Raw genomic sequence first — 13675 nt, 5'->3', positions numbered from 1 at the left:
AGCGGTGCAAGTCGCCGTACCCTCACGACACAGACATAGCGAGAACTACGTCGTCGCAGGAGGCCCGCATGCGCACCCACCGGATCGCCGTCGTCGCGGCGGCCGCTCTCGCCCTTGCCGGGTGCGCGGCCTCCGAGGCATCCATCGACTACGTGCCGCCCTCGATCTCGGCGGCACCGACAGCCGCGCCGGGCGCGACGATCACCGTGACGGGCGCCGAGTTCATCGCCGACAGGCGCGACAAGGTGAGGTACGACGTCTTCGGCCGCGAGCACCCCAAGGACCGCTCGCACCCCGCGGAAGACATCGAGGTCGTCCTCGTCGTCGGGGAGGTCCGGACGACCCTCACGACCGTCGACGCCTCCGCCGACGGCACCTGGGCCGCGACCGTCGTCGTCCCGACGACCACGCCCCCGGGAAAGGCGACGCTCGAGGCCGACGCCGACGGCCTCGCCGTTCCGGCGAGCACGTCGCTCACCCTCGAGGCCACGTCCGGGGAGGCGTCGTGAACCGGCGCGGGGGTGCGGCGCTCGCCGCGGTCGCGCTGCTCCTCGGTGCGTGTGCAGGCCCGACGGCCGCCGACGAGCCGCGCAGCGCCGCCTCGTGCGTCGGACCCCAGATCCGCCTCGACGGTGCGATGACCGCCGACGTCGCCCCGGGAGACGACGTCACGGTCACGGGAGAGCTCTTCTACTCGACGTGCGACGACGTCGGCCCCGGCTTCGACGAGCGCACCCCGTACGGCGCGCTGACCCTCACGGCCGTCGTCGACGGCGCCCGGTTCGACGTCGGCACCGTCACTCCTGACGCCGAGGGCTCGTGGTCCGTCGCCTGGCACGTCCCCGAGGGTGCGGTCGGCAGCGCGGCGATCGAGGCCGACGACGGCCGGTGGGCCATCAGCCTCGACACGAGCGGTGCGCATCTCGTCGGCGACTGACCTGACCGCCTCAGCGACTCAGCGCCCCCGTCCCGCGAGCGTCGCGAGGAGCGCGGCGCCGGTCGCGGCGTCGTCGACGGTGACGACGATGCGGCGTCCGCCGGTCGCGCGTACCTCGATGGCCTCGCCCTTGCGCAGGATCATGCCGATGCTGCCGTCGAGCGCGGTGCGGATGCCCCAGCCACCGAACTCGCTCAGCGGTGCGACCTGCACGACGCCGACGTTCTCGACCTCGTCGAGGGGCACGGTGATCCGCGGCCAGGGGAACACGGTGCGGGCCGTGAGACCGCGCTTGTCGACGGTGACGGTCCCGTTGAGCAGCGTGAGCAGCGGCACGAGGCCGACGGCGAGGATGAGCCCGATCCACCACTCGGTCGCGATGCCGAGGCCGAGGGCGGCGACGACGATCCCGGCGACGATGAGCCACGCGTGGCCCTGTCGCACCTGCTGCACCCAGGCGGCGCGCGTGTCGACGTCGAGCGGGAGCGTCGTCGTCGTGGCGGGGATCGCCGCGCGTGCGGGTCGGTGCGGGTCGCGGGGCACGACGACCGCCGCAGCGATGCCCGCCACGCACGCGACGAGGACCGAGACGGCGACGCCGCCGCCGATGCCGGTCGCGTCATGGGCGTCGGTGAGGCCGCGCTGGGCGTCGAACGTCACGACGAGCATCCCGCCGAGGAAGAACGCGAGCCACACGGCGATGCCGGCGACGAAGCGTCGGGTCATGGCGGCCTGCCCGGCGAACGTGCCGAGGGCCCACATGGCGAGGGAGAAGAGGACGGTGATGATCGTGAAGGGGACGAGCATGCTCGCCAGGGAGCCGACCTGGTCGACACCGTCGTCACCCCAGTGCGTCGCGACCTGCGCGGGCAGCTCGTCGCGCCAGCTGAGGACGAGGAGGATCGCGGCGGTGAGGACGAGCAGGGGGACGACGAGCGTGAGGAGTGCCGTGACCTTGCGGTGCGGGACGTCCCGGGTGGTGGTGGTCATCGCAGGGCTTCCTTGACGAGGGCGGTCGTGGTGCGGGGGTCGAGGCCGAGCCGTCGGGACTCGGCGACGAGGGTCGTGATGGCGGCGCGGAGGGCGTCGTCGTCGAGGCGGGCGGCGACGGTGGCGCCGCGGCCGCGGCGGAGCTCGACGAGGCCCTCGTCGCGCAGCTCCTGGTAGGCGCGGAGGACGGTGTGGAGGTTGATGTCGAGGCTGGCTGCGACGTCGCGCGCGGGGGCGAGGCGGTCGCCTGCGGAGAGCTCGCCGGCTGCGATGGCGGCGCGCAGCTGTGCGGCGAGCTGCTCGAAGAGCGGCTCGGGCGCGGCGGGGTCGAGGGTGAGGAGCACACGACGATCCTAGTTGTTCGCATACAACTAGAACAAGTCCCCGTCTCGTTCAGCGCGGCGCGACGGGTGCCGAGATCTCCAGGACGGGCCCGCCCAGCCCGCGACCCCACGTCGGCAGGTACGACTCCCGGTTGTCGCCGACGACGGCGAGCGTCCCGTCGCCCGCCGCGTACGCGACGTGGTCGTGCACCGCGATGATGAACGACTGATCGGCGGAACGGTCCTGGTCGAGCGCGACGACGACCTCACGCCCACCCTCCTCCGCGACGAGCGCCATGCCCGGCGGCGGCGCGATCGGCTCCATCACCGGAACCCGCACGGTGATGCGCGCGGCCGAGTACTCCGTCGCGCGCTCGTGGTAGACGACTGACGGCGGCCCGGCGAGCGTCCCGCCCGCCTCGACGAGGGCCTCGAACAGCCGGTCCGTCGTCGCGGGAAGGCACGACGCGAGCTCGCCCAGCGTCGCCGTCGCCTCGAGCGTGAGCAGCAGCCGCCCCGGCACGTCACGCACCTCGTGCGGCACGTCGAGCGCGGGACGCCCCGCGAGCACGGAACGCACGTAGCCCGCGGCCGCGAGCCGACCCTCGAGCGCCGCACGCGCCGCACCCCACAGCCGGTCGAACGCGGCGACGGGATCGTCGGCGTCGAGCACCTCGGCGACGTCCGCGAGCGCGACGTCGAGAGCGCGCAGCAGCACGACAGCCCGCCCGCGCACGACCTGGTCGACGGCGTAGGCCCGAGGGCCGTCGTCGTCGCGCGTCGCGGTGAGCAGGCCGCGCTCCGTCCACAGCCGCACGGCCTTCTCCGACACCCCGAGCGTGCGTGCAAGCGTCCCGGTCGTCCACGTCGTCGTCATGCGACCGACGCTAGGGCCTGCCCCAGGGGCAGGCGCAAGCTCATCCGATGCGCGGCCGCGTGCGGGGACGCCGGTGGCAGCGGCGCCGTGTGCGGGGGCAGAGTGGGGTCATGACGCCCGACGCTCCCGCGACCCCGTTCTCCGACCTCGACGACTTCGTCGCGCTGCCCCGCCTCGGCGGGCTCGCGCTCTCCCCGGACGGGCTCCGGCTCGTCACGGGCGTCGCGACGCGCCACCCGGACGGCGACAGGTACGTGACGTCGCTGTGGGAGGTCGACCCTCTGGGTCAGGTGCCGGCGCGGCGCCTCACGCGCGGAGCGAAGGGCGAGAGCCAGGCCGCGTTCGCGTCCGACGGCGCGCTGCTGTTCGTGGCGACGCGGCCGGGGGGCGACGACGACGAGAAGGCGCGCCTGTGGGAGCTGTCCGCGGGCGGCGGCGAGGCGCGGACGCTTGCGTCGCACCCGGGCGGCATCGGCTCGGTGACGGTCGCGCGCGGCAGCGGGACGGTGCTCGTTGGCGCGTCGGCGTTCGTGCGCTCGGGTGACGTCGCGGACGACGCCGAGCGGCGCAAGGTCCGCGACGACGCGAAGGTCGCGGCGATCCTCCACGACGGCTACCCGATCCGTTACTGGGACCACGACCTCGGTCCGTCGATGCCGCGGATCTACGCGCTCGACGGCACCCCTACTGCGGCGCCGGTCGCGCAGGCGTCGGGCACGGACGCGTCGGGCACCGACGCCCACGTCCCGCACCCCGCGACCCTCCTCGACGACGCAACCCCCGCCGTCCTGCGCGACCTCACGCCGGACGCGGGCGCGGCGCTCGACGACTCCGCGTGGGACCTCGCGCCCGACGGCACGTGGCTCGTCGCGGAGTGGCGCGTGCCCGAGGGGCGCGCGACCCTCGGCACGGGCCTCGTCCGCATCGACGTCACGACCGGCGAGCGGACGGACCTGCTCACGGCCGACGCGACGCACGACCACCACGCACCTCGCGTGAGCCCCGACGGCACGCACCTCGTGTGGGTGCGCAGCGAGCGGTCGACGCCGAGCGCGGGCCCGCGCAACGAGCTGTGGCTGCTCGACCTCGCGACCGGCGACCGGCGCAGGCTCGGCGCGGACTGGGACGGCTGGCCGGGGCAGGTCGCGTGGCTGCCCGACGGGTCGGGGCTCGTCATGACGTCCGACTGGCAGGGGCGCGGGCCGGTCTTCCGTGTCGACGTCGCGTCGGGCGACGTCGTGCGCCTCACGGACGAGGGCGTGTTCACTGACGTCGTCGTCGCGCCCGACGGGTCCGCGGTGTTCGCGCTGCGCTCGTCGTGGGAGCACCCGGCGGAGGTCGTGCGCGTCGCGCTCGACGTCACCGAGGGAGGGTTCGCACAGGTCACGGCCCTGCAGGGGCCTGCGCAACGCCCGGCGCTGCCGGGCACGCTCACCGAGGTGACGACGACGGCGGCCGACGGCACGCCCCTGCGGGCGTGGCTCGCCCTGCCCGACGGCGCTTCGGCCGACGCCCCCGCGCCGCTCGTCCTGTGGATCCACGGCGGGCCGCTCGGCTCGTGGAACGGCTGGTCGTGGCGGTGGAGCCCGTGGCTGCTCGTCGCGCAGGGCTGGGCCGTCCTGCTGCCCGACCCGGCGCTGTCGACGGGCTACGGGCAGGCGATGATCGAGCGCGGCTGGGGCCGCTGGGGCGCCGAGCCGTACACGGACCTCCTCGCGATCACCGACGCCGCCGAGGCGCGCCCGGACGTCGACGAGACGCGGACGGCCGCGATGGGCGGGTCGTTCGGCGGGTACATGGCGAACTGGGTCGCGGGCCATACGGACCGCTTCCGGGCGATCGTCACGCACGCGAGCCTGTGGTCGCTCGAGACGTTCCTGCCGACGACGGACCACGCGTCGTACTGGGCGCGCGAGATGACGCCCGAGATGCGGGCGGCGTGGTCGCCGCACCGGTCGGTCGGGGAGATCCGCACGCCGATGCTCGTCGTGCACGGCGACAAGGACTACCGCGTGCCGATCGGCGAGGGGCTCTCGCTCTGGTACTCGCTGCTCAGCGCGTCGGGCCTGCCGCAGGAGGCCGACGGGTCGACGGTCCACCGGTTCCTGTACTTCCCGGACGAGAACCACTGGGTGCTCAAGCCGCAGCACGCGAAGGTCTGGTACGCGACGGTGCGCGGCTTCCTCGCGCAGCACGTCCTGGGCGCGGACCCGTTGGACCCTGTGGCAACCCTCGGCTGACCGACTCCGCCGCCCCGTGGTGTCTCGATAGCCGATCCGTCCCCTTCCCGCGGACGGATCGGCTATCGAGCCCACTCCTTCCCCACGGATTGACGGGTTCCACCCATTGAATGGGTGGAACCCGTCAATCCGTGGGGACAAGGGGCGCCGGGAGGAGGCCTACGACGGAAGCAGGGCGCCTTCCGGACCGGGACGGACGACGGGGCCGTCAGCTCTGCGGGAGCGTCACCGTGTGCGCCATGGCCTTCGACGCCTTGCGGGCCTCCTTGCCGCTGATCTCGGTGACGACGGGCTTCTTCTCGAGCGCCTCGGAGACCACGAGGAGCCGCCAGCCCTTCTCCTTCTTCGCTGCCTTGAGCTCGTTCGCGGTGAGGACGACGGACGACGTCGACGTCCGCTTGCCGATCTTGCCCTTGACCTCGACGAGGATCGTCTCCTTGACGCCACCCTCCTTGCGCTTGAGCTCGAGGTCGTAGCCGAGGCCACGCTCGGACTGGACGTCCTTGACGAGCTTGAAGCCGAGCTTCTTGTAGTGCTTCTTGGCGGCAGCGATCGCGCGCTTCTCGACGATCGCCTTGAGCTCGCTGCCGGAGTGCCGGGACCGCACGGCGGCGGTGCCGTCGAAGAGCGACTCGTGGCCGGCGAGCGCGAGGAGCGCGTCGAGCTCGGCCTTCGTGAGGTAGGCGGGCGACACCTGGGGCTTCGCGACGGGCTCGGACGCGGCGAGCACCTCGTCCTCGCGCGCCTGCTCGAGCGTGACGGGCACCTCCCAGAAGGTCACGCCGACGCCGAGCCACGTCGTGCGGCTCTCGGCACGCTCGGAGTCGGCCCACGCGTCCGGGTCGGCCTCGATGCCCCTGACAACACCGTCGGTGATCATCCCGGCGCCCCAGAACCCGGCGTCGACGGTCCGCGACCCGCGACCGACGTAGAAGACGACCGGGTCGTCCTCCTGCATCTCGTCGACGCGGTAGGACGGGCTGTTCGTCAGGCTCCAGTAGTCGTCCAGGCCACCCTGGGCGAGGAGCTCCTGGGGCTTGCTGAACTCCGGGTTGCACTTGATGACCCAGGCCCCGAAGTCGGTCAGGCGACGTTCGGGCTGCTCGGTGCTCTCGTTCGACATGACCCGAGACTAGCGGCAGCCACCGAGGTCGCGGACACGCTCAGGCGCGCAGGATGCCGCGGGTCCTCGCCACAGTGACCGCGGCGGTGCGCGAGTCGACGCCGAGCTTCGTGTAGACGTGCGCAAGGTGCGACTTCACCGTCGCCTCGGACAGGAAGAGACGGCGACTCACCTGCTGGTTCGTCAGCCCCTCGGCGACGAGGACGAGCACCTCGGTCTCGCGCGCGGTGAGCGCCGAGGCAGGGGTGCGGACGCGTTCGACGAGGCGGGTCGCGATCGCCGGCGCGAGCGCCGACGCCCCGGCAGCGGCCGCGCGGACCGCGGCGACAAGCTCCTCGGGCGGCGCGTCCTTGAGCAGGTAGCCGACGGCGCCGGCCTCGAGCGCCGCGAGGATGTCCGCGTCGGTCCCGTAGGTCGTCAGGACGATGACGCGCGGGCCCGACGGGCCCGCGCTGCCGTCGGCCCCGACCGGCGTCCCCCGCCCGACGATCGACGCCGTCGCCTCGACGCCGCCCGCAGGCCCGTCGCCGAACTGCAGGTCCATGAGGACGACGTCGGGCACGAGCTCGGCCGTGAGCCGCACCGCGTCGGCAGCGGTCGGCGCCTCGCCGACGATCGCGAGGTCGGGCTCGGTCTCGAGCAGCGCCCGGACTCCCGCGCGCACGACGGGGTGGTCGTCGGCGAGGAGGATGCGGATCACGTCGCACCTCCGTCCGGTGCAGGAACGTCGCCGACGACGTCGGCGTCGGCCGGGACGTCGTCGGCGGGACGCACGGGACCGCCACGCCCGGCCACCCCGGCCCCGTCGAGGACGCTGCCAGCGCCGAGCGGCACGCGCACGGCGATCGCCGTCCCCGCGCCGGCCGACGACTCGACGGCAAGAGTCCCGCCGAGCGCACGCGTCCGGGCGCGCATGCCCGGCAGGCCGAAGCCCGAGTCGGCCCCCGCACCACGCGCGAGCACGGCGTCCACGTCGAAGCCGCAGCCGTCGTCGACGACGTCGAGCGCGACCTCGTCGTCCATGAAGCTCAGCGTGACGTCGATGCGGGACGCGTCGGCGTGCCGGACGGCGTTGCCGACGGCCGACTGCGCGACGCGCAGGAGCGCCTGGTCGACATCGGCACCGAGCGGGACAGCCGTCCCGGAGACGTGCACGAACGCGCTGACTTGGTCCCCGGCGCGCGGGGTCGCGAGCCGTTCGAGCGCGGTGACGAGCCCCCCGGCGTCGAGCTCGGGCGACGTCCACGCGCGCACGAGGCGCCGAGACTCGACGAGGTTCTCGGCGGCAGTCTCGCGCGCCTGCGTGACGTGCCGGGCCGCTGTCGCGAGCTCGGCGACGGCGCGCGGGTCGACGTCGGCATGCTGCGTCGCGGCGGAGTCGAGCACGCGCTCGGCGGCGCGCAGCAGCAGCTGGATCGAGGAGAGCCCCTGCGCGAGGGTGTCGTGGATCTCGCGCGCGAGCCGCTCACGCTCGGCGATCACGCCTTCGTTGCGGGACGCGGTCGCAAGGTCGGCGTGCGCGACCTGCAGCTCGGCGATGAGCAGGCGTCGTCGTTCGCTCTCCCGCGCGAGCGCGGCATGCCCGTGGACTGCGGCCGCGGCGAAGGCCGCGCCGAGCACGGGGCCGAGCACGGCGCCGACGTCGAGCTTGCCCGTGTGCAGGACGTACGCGGTGACGGACGCCCCGACGAGCACGACGAGCGTGGCCGCGCCCGCGAGCGCGGGAAGGATCTGCAGGACGAGGAAGAACAGCGGGAACGCGAGCCACACGGCCTCGGACGTCACGGCGAGCAGGGCGATCCACAGTGCGACGAGCACGGCGAGCCACGCGGTGGCGGAGCCCGACCTGCCCACAGGTCGCGCTTCCGGTGCGCCGCCCACAGCCCGGGGCTGCACGAGGCGCAGGTCCCCGCGGACGATCCCCACCCCGTCGACGACGGCGAGCGCGGCCGCGAGCGCGACGACGATCCCCGCGCCGGGCTCACCGAGCGCGCGCACGACGACGAGCGCGAGCAGCAGCGCGAGCACGAGGTGCGGGCCGGCGCGCAGCACGAGCGGGACGGGGCGGAGGTCGACGTTCACAGCAGCTCCACCCTAGGCAGCCCCGCCCTGCCGCGTCATCGTCCGAACGGACGATCCGAGGGCTCCGCCCCGGCCGATGCCTCGGACGACCCGCGCGGCGGAGGGTCGAGTGGTGCGTGGCGCCGCGTCCGCACGGGAAGGAACAGATGTACGTCGCATGGCGGGACCTGCGCGCAGCGCGCGGCCGCTTCGGTCTCATCGGGGCGGTCGTCGTCCTCGTCACGGTGCTCGTGGGGCTCGTCTCGGGGCTCACCGCGGGGCTCGCGCGGGAATCGACGTCGGCGATCGCGGACCTGCCCGCGGACCACGTCGTGCTCGAGGCGCCCGAGTTCGGGGAGAAGGCGTTGCTCACGACGTCGCAGCTCGACGCGGCGACCGTCGACGCGTGGCGCTCGGTCCCAGGCGTCTCGGAAGTGACGCCGGTGTCGGTCGTCGTGACGCGCGGCGCGGGCGAGCGTCGGGCGTCCGTCACCGTCATGGGAGCGCCCGCCGGCTCGGCTGTCGCGCCGTCCGTGTCCGACGGCTCCGTCGTCCTCTCCGAGGGCGCGGCGTCCGACCTGGGCCTTGCCGTCGGCGGCACGCTGACGCTCGGCGACCGCGAGCTCACGGTCGGCGCGATCGAGGGCGACGCGTCGCTCTCCCACGTCCCCGTCGTGTGGACGACGCCCGGCGACGTCCCCTCCCAGGGCCGCACCGAGGCCGGCTCAGCGACGTTCCTCGCGCTCACGACGACGGCCAGCTTCGACGCCGCCGCTGCGGACGCCGACCTCGGCACCTCGACGACGACCGTCAAGGGCGCCCTGCGCACGATCGGCGCGTTCACGTCCGAGAACGGCTCGCTGCAGATGATGCAGGCGTTCCTTCTCGTCATCTCGGCGCTCGTCGTCGGCTCGTTCTTCACAGTGTGGACGGTGCAGCGCTCGGGCGACGTCGCGGTGCTCCGCGCGCTCGGCGCCTCGACGCACCTGCTGCTGCGCGACGCGCTCGGCCAGGCCCTCGTCCTGCTCCTCGCGGGCACGGGGCTCGGGACGCTCGTCGTCGTCGGGCTCGGCGCCGTCATCGGCAACGTCGTGCCGTTCGTGCTGAGCCCCGCCTCCGTCCTCGTGCCCTTCGGGGCACTCGTCGTCCTGGGCCTGGCGGGCGCCGCCCTCGCGGTGCGCCGCGTGACGTCCGTCGACCCCCTCACTGCCCTGGGAAGTGCCCGATGAGCCTCGTCCTCACCAACATCACCCTCACCTACCCCGACGGCGCGGAGCGCGTCACGGCGCTCGACCGCGTCTCGCTCACCGTGCCCGACGGCACCGTCGCTGCGGTCGTCGGCCCGTCGGGCTCGGGCAAGTCGAGCCTGCTCGCGGTCGCGGCGACGCTCGTGCGGCCCGACGCGGGCACGGTCGAGATCGGCGGCCGCGACGTCACCCTGCTCGACGACGCCGCGCGGACCGCGGTCCGGCGCACGCACGTCGGCGTCGTCTTCCAGCAGCCGAACCTCCTCGCGTCGCTCACCGCGCTCGAGCAGCTCGAGGTCATGGCGGTGCTCGACGGTCGCAAGCCGGCCGCGGTGCGGGCGCGGGCGATGGAACTGCTCGACGCGGTGGGCCTCGCCGACCAGGCGAGGCGTCGGCCGCACCAGCTCTCGGGCGGGCAGCGTCAGCGCGTCAACATCGCGCGAGCGCTCGTCTCGGACCCTGCCGTGCTGCTCGTCGACGAGCCGACGAGCGCCCTCGACCATGAGCGTGGCGCGGCCGTCCTCGACCTTGTCGTGCGGCTCGCGCACGAGCAGGAGGTGGCGACGGTGCTCGTGACGCACGACCACTCCCAGCTAGGGATGGTCGACGAGGTCCACGAGATGCGCGACGGCCGCCTGGCCCAAGCCGACCTCGCGACCACCCCCGCCTCCGCCCCCACCCTCACCTGACCCCCCTTCCCGTCGGTCCGTGCCGCGGACGTGGCTCGATAGCCGATCGGACCACGTCGTGTGTCCCGATCCTCTATCGAGGGCGCTCCCCGGGCAGGACTCGAGCGTTCGATAGCCGATCCTCACGCGTAGCGCGCACGGATCGGCTATCGAGCCACAGCGAGGGGTGCGGGCGGGACCGGGTGTGGCCGCGGGATCAGGCCGCGTTGTCCTCGACGACCCACCGGTTGAACGGCTCCACCGACCCGAGGTAGCGCCGGAAGTCTCCGATCCGGACCTTGATCGTGGGGTCCGCCCCATGGTTCTCCGTCGTCTGGAGCCAGCTCGGCCGGTGCTGCCTGCCGCGCCATGCGGGAGTGTCGACCGGAACGTACCGGTCGTCGGCCGAGCGGTCCTGGGAGGTCACGTAGAGCACGCGCGCACTCGTGGCGCCCACGCCGACGACGAGGCACGGCCGGTCCTTGCCGCCGCTCCCGTCACGGAAGGGCACCCAGGCCATCCAGTACTCACCGACGCTCGGGTACTTCGGGACGCCCCGCCTCGGCCCACGCTGCGGCGCGCGGGACCCACGCAGCGCGACGAGCGCGACCAGCAGCAGAAGCGCAAGGATCCCGAGCGCGACGAGCGGCTGCTCGGTGACGAGGGAGACGAGGGACCGGAGCATCTCGACGACGGACCTCGGCTCGTCAGCCTGCAGCAGGTTCACGGTGGACAGCACGTACGAACGCTAGCGCAGCCCGGTCGACTTCCACCGTCCCGACGGATCGGCTCGCTACACCTCTCACGGGTCGGAGCCCTTCAGCTCCTGCCGGAGTCGTCGCCCGATAGAGGATCCGGACACCTGTGGTGTCCTGATCCGCTATCGAGGGCGCGCGTCGCGCAGGGATTTGGGTCGCTCAGGGGCGCGCGTCACGCACGATGTCGTCGGGCGTCGGGCTCGCGAGGGCGAGCGCCGAGTGACGGCGCGAGTAGGTGAGGTAGATGACCGCGCCGACGGCGATCCATGCGAGGAACCGCAGCCACGTGAGCACGGTGAGGTTCGTCGTCAGCCAGATGCACGCGAGCCCCGCCGCGACGGGCAGCACGGGCGACCACGGCACCTTGAACCCGCGCGTGAGATCGGGCCGCGACCTGCGCAGCAGCGGCACCCCGAAGCACACGAGGATGAACGCCGACAGCGTCCCGATGTTGATCATCTCCTCGAGGAACCCGACGTCCGCGAGCCCCGCGATACCGGCGACGACGATGCCGATGCCGATCTGCAGCGCGACGGGGGTGCGCGTGCGCGCGTGCGTGACGGACATGCCGCGCGGCAGCAGGCCGTCCCGGCTCATCGCGAAGACGATGCGCGAGAGCCCGAGGAGCAGCACCATGACGACGCTCGTGAGCCCGACGAGGATGCCGATCGAGATGACCTTGCCGGCCCACGACGCCCCGACGAGCACGAACGCGGTCGTGAGAGACGGGTTCGGGGACGCCGCGAGCTCCGTGTAGGACACCATGCCGGTGACGACGACGGTGACGAGGATGTAGAGCACCGTGACGAGCGCGAGCCCGCCGAGGACGCCGCGCGGGATGGTGCGCTGCGGGTCCTTCGCCTCCTCCGCGGTCGTCGCGACGACATCGAAGCCGATGAACGCGAAGAAGACGAGCGCCGCACCCGAGAGGATGCCGAGCGCGCCGTACATCGAGGGCTCCTGGCCCGAGAGGAACGCGACGAGCGGCTGGTGCAGCCCGGACTTCCCCTCGGCAGGCTGCGACGGCGGAACGAACGGCGTGTAGTTCTCCACCTTGACGTAGAGGAACCCGACGACGATGACGAAGAGCGTGATGCCCACCTTGATGACGGTGAGCACGGAGTTCACGCGCGTCGAGAGCTTGGTGCCGAGGACGAGCAGGACGGTGAAGACCGCGACGACGAGGACCGGCCCCCAGTCGAGCGTCAGGGGTCCGAGGTCGACGCTCGTCGGGACGTCGAGCCCGAAGAGCCCGAAGGCGTCGCCGAGGTACACGCCCCAGAACTTCGCGATGACGGCCGCGGCGAGGAGCATCTCGAGGATGAGGTCCCAGCCGATGAACCACGCGACGCCCTCGCCGAACGTCGCGTACGAGAACGTGTAGGCGGACCCGGCGATGGGCAGGGTCGAGGCGAACTCGGCGTAGCACATGATGGCGAGCCCGCACACGATGGCCGCGATGACGAACGAGACGATGACGGCAGGGCCTGCATGGTGCGCGGCGGCCGTCGCCCCGACGGAGAAGATGCCCGCGCCGACGGCGACGGAGACCCCGAGGACGGCGAGGTCCCAGGCGGTGAGGTTGCGCTTGAGCGAGCGTTCCTCGTCATGGCTGGACGCGAGCGCCTGCTCGACGCTCTTGCGTCGCGTCAGGCTCCGGACGAACGTGCTCCTCGCAGACGGGGGCCGCGATGCGGTGGTGGACATACGGCCTCCTTGTGGCGTTGTGACCATCCTTGCGCCTCGGATGCCCCCATGGCGAGACGAAGGTCCATATCCGAGGACGAGCGCCGCGGGACGGCGTCTGTGGGCAGGCCCGCGCGATGGGAGAATCAGGCTCATGGCCAAGCTGTACTTCCGCTACGGGGCGATGAACTCCGGCAAGTCGACGTCGCTCCTGCAGGCCGCGCACAACTATGAGGAGCGCGAGCACCGCATCCTCCTGGCGAAGCCGGGGGTCGACACGAAGGCCGGGAGGCAGATCCACTCGCGCCTCGGCGTCGTGCGGGAGGTCGACTACCTCGTCGGTGCCACCGAGGACGCCTACGGGCTGTTCCAGCAGCACCGCTCGCGCGTGCAGCTCGAGTCGGGCCGGGACGTCTCGTGCCTGCTTCTCGACGAGGCGCAGTTCCTCTCGACGCAGCAGGTCGACGACCTCCTGCGCATCGCCGTCCTCGACGGCATCCCGGTGATCTGCTACGGCATCCGGACGGACTTCCGCACGGAAGCGTTCCCGGGGTCGCGTCGGCTGCTCGAGATCGCGCACTCGCTCGAGGAGCTCAAGACGATCTGCCGCTGCGGTCGCAAGGCGATCTTCACGACGCGGCGCATCGACGGCCGTGCGATCTTCGACGGCGCGCAGGTCGCGATCGACGGTGGCGCAGCGGTGACGTACGAGGCCGTGTGCGCGTCGTGCTACCTCGCGGAGTCCGGCGGCCGCCTGCCCTGAGC

Annotated in this window: 14 protein-coding genes; 6 read left to right on the top strand and 8 right to left on the bottom strand. The window is 73.0% G+C overall.

Features of this window, described 5'->3' with window-relative positions; all coding sequences use genetic code 11:
- Positions 1-68: 68 nt before the first annotated feature.
- Positions 69-509, top strand: a complete 441-nt coding sequence (locus tag G7063_RS00270; protein ID WP_166412558.1) for a hypothetical protein — start codon at positions 69-71, stop codon at positions 507-509.
- Positions 506-937 (top strand): hypothetical protein, encoded by a 432-nt coding sequence (locus G7063_RS00265; RefSeq protein WP_166412557.1) that lies wholly within the window; start codon positions 506-508, stop codon positions 935-937. Before G7063_RS00270 ends, G7063_RS00265 begins: the two co-directional genes overlap by 4 nt.
- An 18-nt stretch (positions 938-955) precedes the next feature.
- Here G7063_RS00265 and G7063_RS00260 read toward each other — a convergent pair whose 3' ends face one another.
- From G7063_RS00260 to G7063_RS00250, 3 genes are read right to left on the bottom strand one after another with little or no spacing between them, the layout of a single operon-like run.
- Positions 956-1927 carry a DUF1648 domain-containing protein gene (locus tag G7063_RS00260; RefSeq protein ID WP_166412556.1) on the bottom strand — a complete coding sequence of 324 codons (972 nt, stop codon included), beginning with the start codon at positions 1925-1927 and terminating at the stop codon, positions 956-958.
- Positions 1924-2271: a GntR family transcriptional regulator gene (locus tag G7063_RS00255; protein WP_166412555.1), complete on the bottom strand. Its 348-nt coding sequence runs from the start codon at positions 2269-2271 to the stop codon at positions 1924-1926. The genes G7063_RS00260 and G7063_RS00255 overlap by 4 nt, the downstream gene beginning before the upstream one ends.
- A 49-nt stretch (positions 2272-2320) precedes the next feature.
- Positions 2321-3127, bottom strand: coding sequence for a MerR family transcriptional regulator (locus tag G7063_RS00250; protein ID WP_166412554.1), 807 nt, complete (start codon positions 3125-3127; stop codon positions 2321-2323).
- 110 nt (positions 3128-3237) lie between these two features.
- Here G7063_RS00250 and G7063_RS00245 point away from each other — a divergent pair, with 110 nt between their 5' ends.
- A complete protein-coding gene (locus G7063_RS00245) occupies positions 3238-5367 on the top strand; it encodes a prolyl oligopeptidase family serine peptidase (RefSeq protein ID WP_166412553.1) in 2130 nt (709 codons plus the stop codon).
- Between the two features lie 208 nt (positions 5368-5575).
- Here G7063_RS00245 and G7063_RS00240 read toward each other — a convergent pair whose 3' ends face one another.
- Genes G7063_RS00240 through G7063_RS00230 form a run of 3 tightly spaced genes read right to left on the bottom strand, consistent with a single transcriptional unit; the run spans position 5576 to position 8572 of the window.
- Complete coding sequence (locus G7063_RS00240; protein WP_166412552.1) at positions 5576-6490, bottom strand: DUF3883 domain-containing protein; 915 nt, start codon at positions 6488-6490, stop codon at positions 5576-5578.
- Between the two features lie 40 nt (positions 6491-6530).
- Complete coding sequence (locus G7063_RS00235; protein ID WP_166412551.1) at positions 6531-7190, bottom strand: response regulator transcription factor; 660 nt, start codon at positions 7188-7190, stop codon at positions 6531-6533.
- Positions 7187-8572 carry a sensor histidine kinase gene (locus G7063_RS00230; RefSeq protein ID WP_166412550.1) on the bottom strand — a complete coding sequence of 462 codons (1386 nt, stop codon included), beginning with the start codon at positions 8570-8572 and terminating at the stop codon, positions 7187-7189. The genes G7063_RS00235 and G7063_RS00230 overlap by 4 nt, the downstream gene beginning before the upstream one ends.
- A 146-nt stretch (positions 8573-8718) precedes the next feature.
- Between G7063_RS00230 and G7063_RS00225 the strand changes: the two genes are divergently transcribed.
- Positions 8719-9780, top strand: coding sequence for an ABC transporter permease (locus G7063_RS00225; RefSeq protein ID WP_166412549.1), 1062 nt, complete (start codon positions 8719-8721; stop codon positions 9778-9780).
- Entirely contained in the window at positions 9777-10487 is a 711-nt protein-coding gene (locus tag G7063_RS00220; RefSeq protein ID WP_166412548.1) for an ABC transporter ATP-binding protein, read from the top strand. The genes G7063_RS00225 and G7063_RS00220 overlap by 4 nt, the downstream gene beginning before the upstream one ends.
- 196 nt (positions 10488-10683) lie before the next feature.
- Here the strand turns inward: G7063_RS00220 and G7063_RS00215 are convergent, their stop codons facing one another.
- Positions 10684-11205 (bottom strand): hypothetical protein, encoded by a 522-nt coding sequence (locus tag G7063_RS00215; RefSeq protein WP_166412547.1) that lies wholly within the window; start codon positions 11203-11205, stop codon positions 10684-10686.
- A 178-nt stretch (positions 11206-11383) separates the two neighbouring features.
- The gene (locus tag G7063_RS00210; protein ID WP_166412546.1) at positions 11384-12931 is read right to left on the bottom strand and encodes an APC family permease; all 1548 of its coding nucleotides are present in this window, start codon (positions 12929-12931) and stop codon (positions 11384-11386) included.
- A gap of 133 nt (positions 12932-13064) precedes the next feature.
- On the opposite strand from G7063_RS00210, the gene G7063_RS00205 reads away from it, so the two are divergent.
- Positions 13065-13673: a thymidine kinase gene (locus tag G7063_RS00205; RefSeq protein WP_166412545.1), complete on the top strand. Its 609-nt coding sequence runs from the start codon at positions 13065-13067 to the stop codon at positions 13671-13673.
- Positions 13674-13675 lie beyond the last annotated feature (2 nt).

Origin of the sequence: Sanguibacter sp. HDW7 (assembly GCF_011300875.1) — a bacterium.
Classification (GTDB): Bacteria; Actinomycetota; Actinomycetes; order Actinomycetales; family Cellulomonadaceae; genus Flavimobilis.
The sequence above is the reverse complement of the archived record's forward strand: the minus strand, read 5'-3'. Positions and strand labels throughout refer to the sequence as shown.

Coding starts and splice junctions, on each gene's coding strand:
- G7063_RS00270 (WP_166412558.1), top strand. CDS start 69: ATGCGCACCCACCGGATCGCCGTCGTCGCGGCGGCCGCTCTCGCCCTT.
- G7063_RS00260 (WP_166412556.1), bottom strand. CDS start 1,927: ATGACCACCACCACCCGGGACGTCCCGCACCGCAAGGTCACGGCACTC.
- G7063_RS00250 (WP_166412554.1), bottom strand. CDS start 3,127: ATGACGACGACGTGGACGACCGGGACGCTTGCACGCACGCTCGGGGTG.
- G7063_RS00245 (WP_166412553.1), top strand. CDS start 3,238: ATGACGCCCGACGCTCCCGCGACCCCGTTCTCCGACCTCGACGACTTC.
- G7063_RS00240 (WP_166412552.1), bottom strand. CDS start 6,490: ATGTCGAACGAGAGCACCGAGCAGCCCGAACGTCGCCTGACCGACTTC.
- G7063_RS00225 (WP_166412549.1), top strand. CDS start 8,719: ATGTACGTCGCATGGCGGGACCTGCGCGCAGCGCGCGGCCGCTTCGGT.
- G7063_RS00220 (WP_166412548.1), top strand. CDS start 9,777: ATGAGCCTCGTCCTCACCAACATCACCCTCACCTACCCCGACGGCGCG.
- G7063_RS00210 (WP_166412546.1), bottom strand. CDS start 12,931: ATGTCCACCACCGCATCGCGGCCCCCGTCTGCGAGGAGCACGTTCGTC.
- G7063_RS00205 (WP_166412545.1), top strand. CDS start 13,065: ATGGCCAAGCTGTACTTCCGCTACGGGGCGATGAACTCCGGCAAGTCG.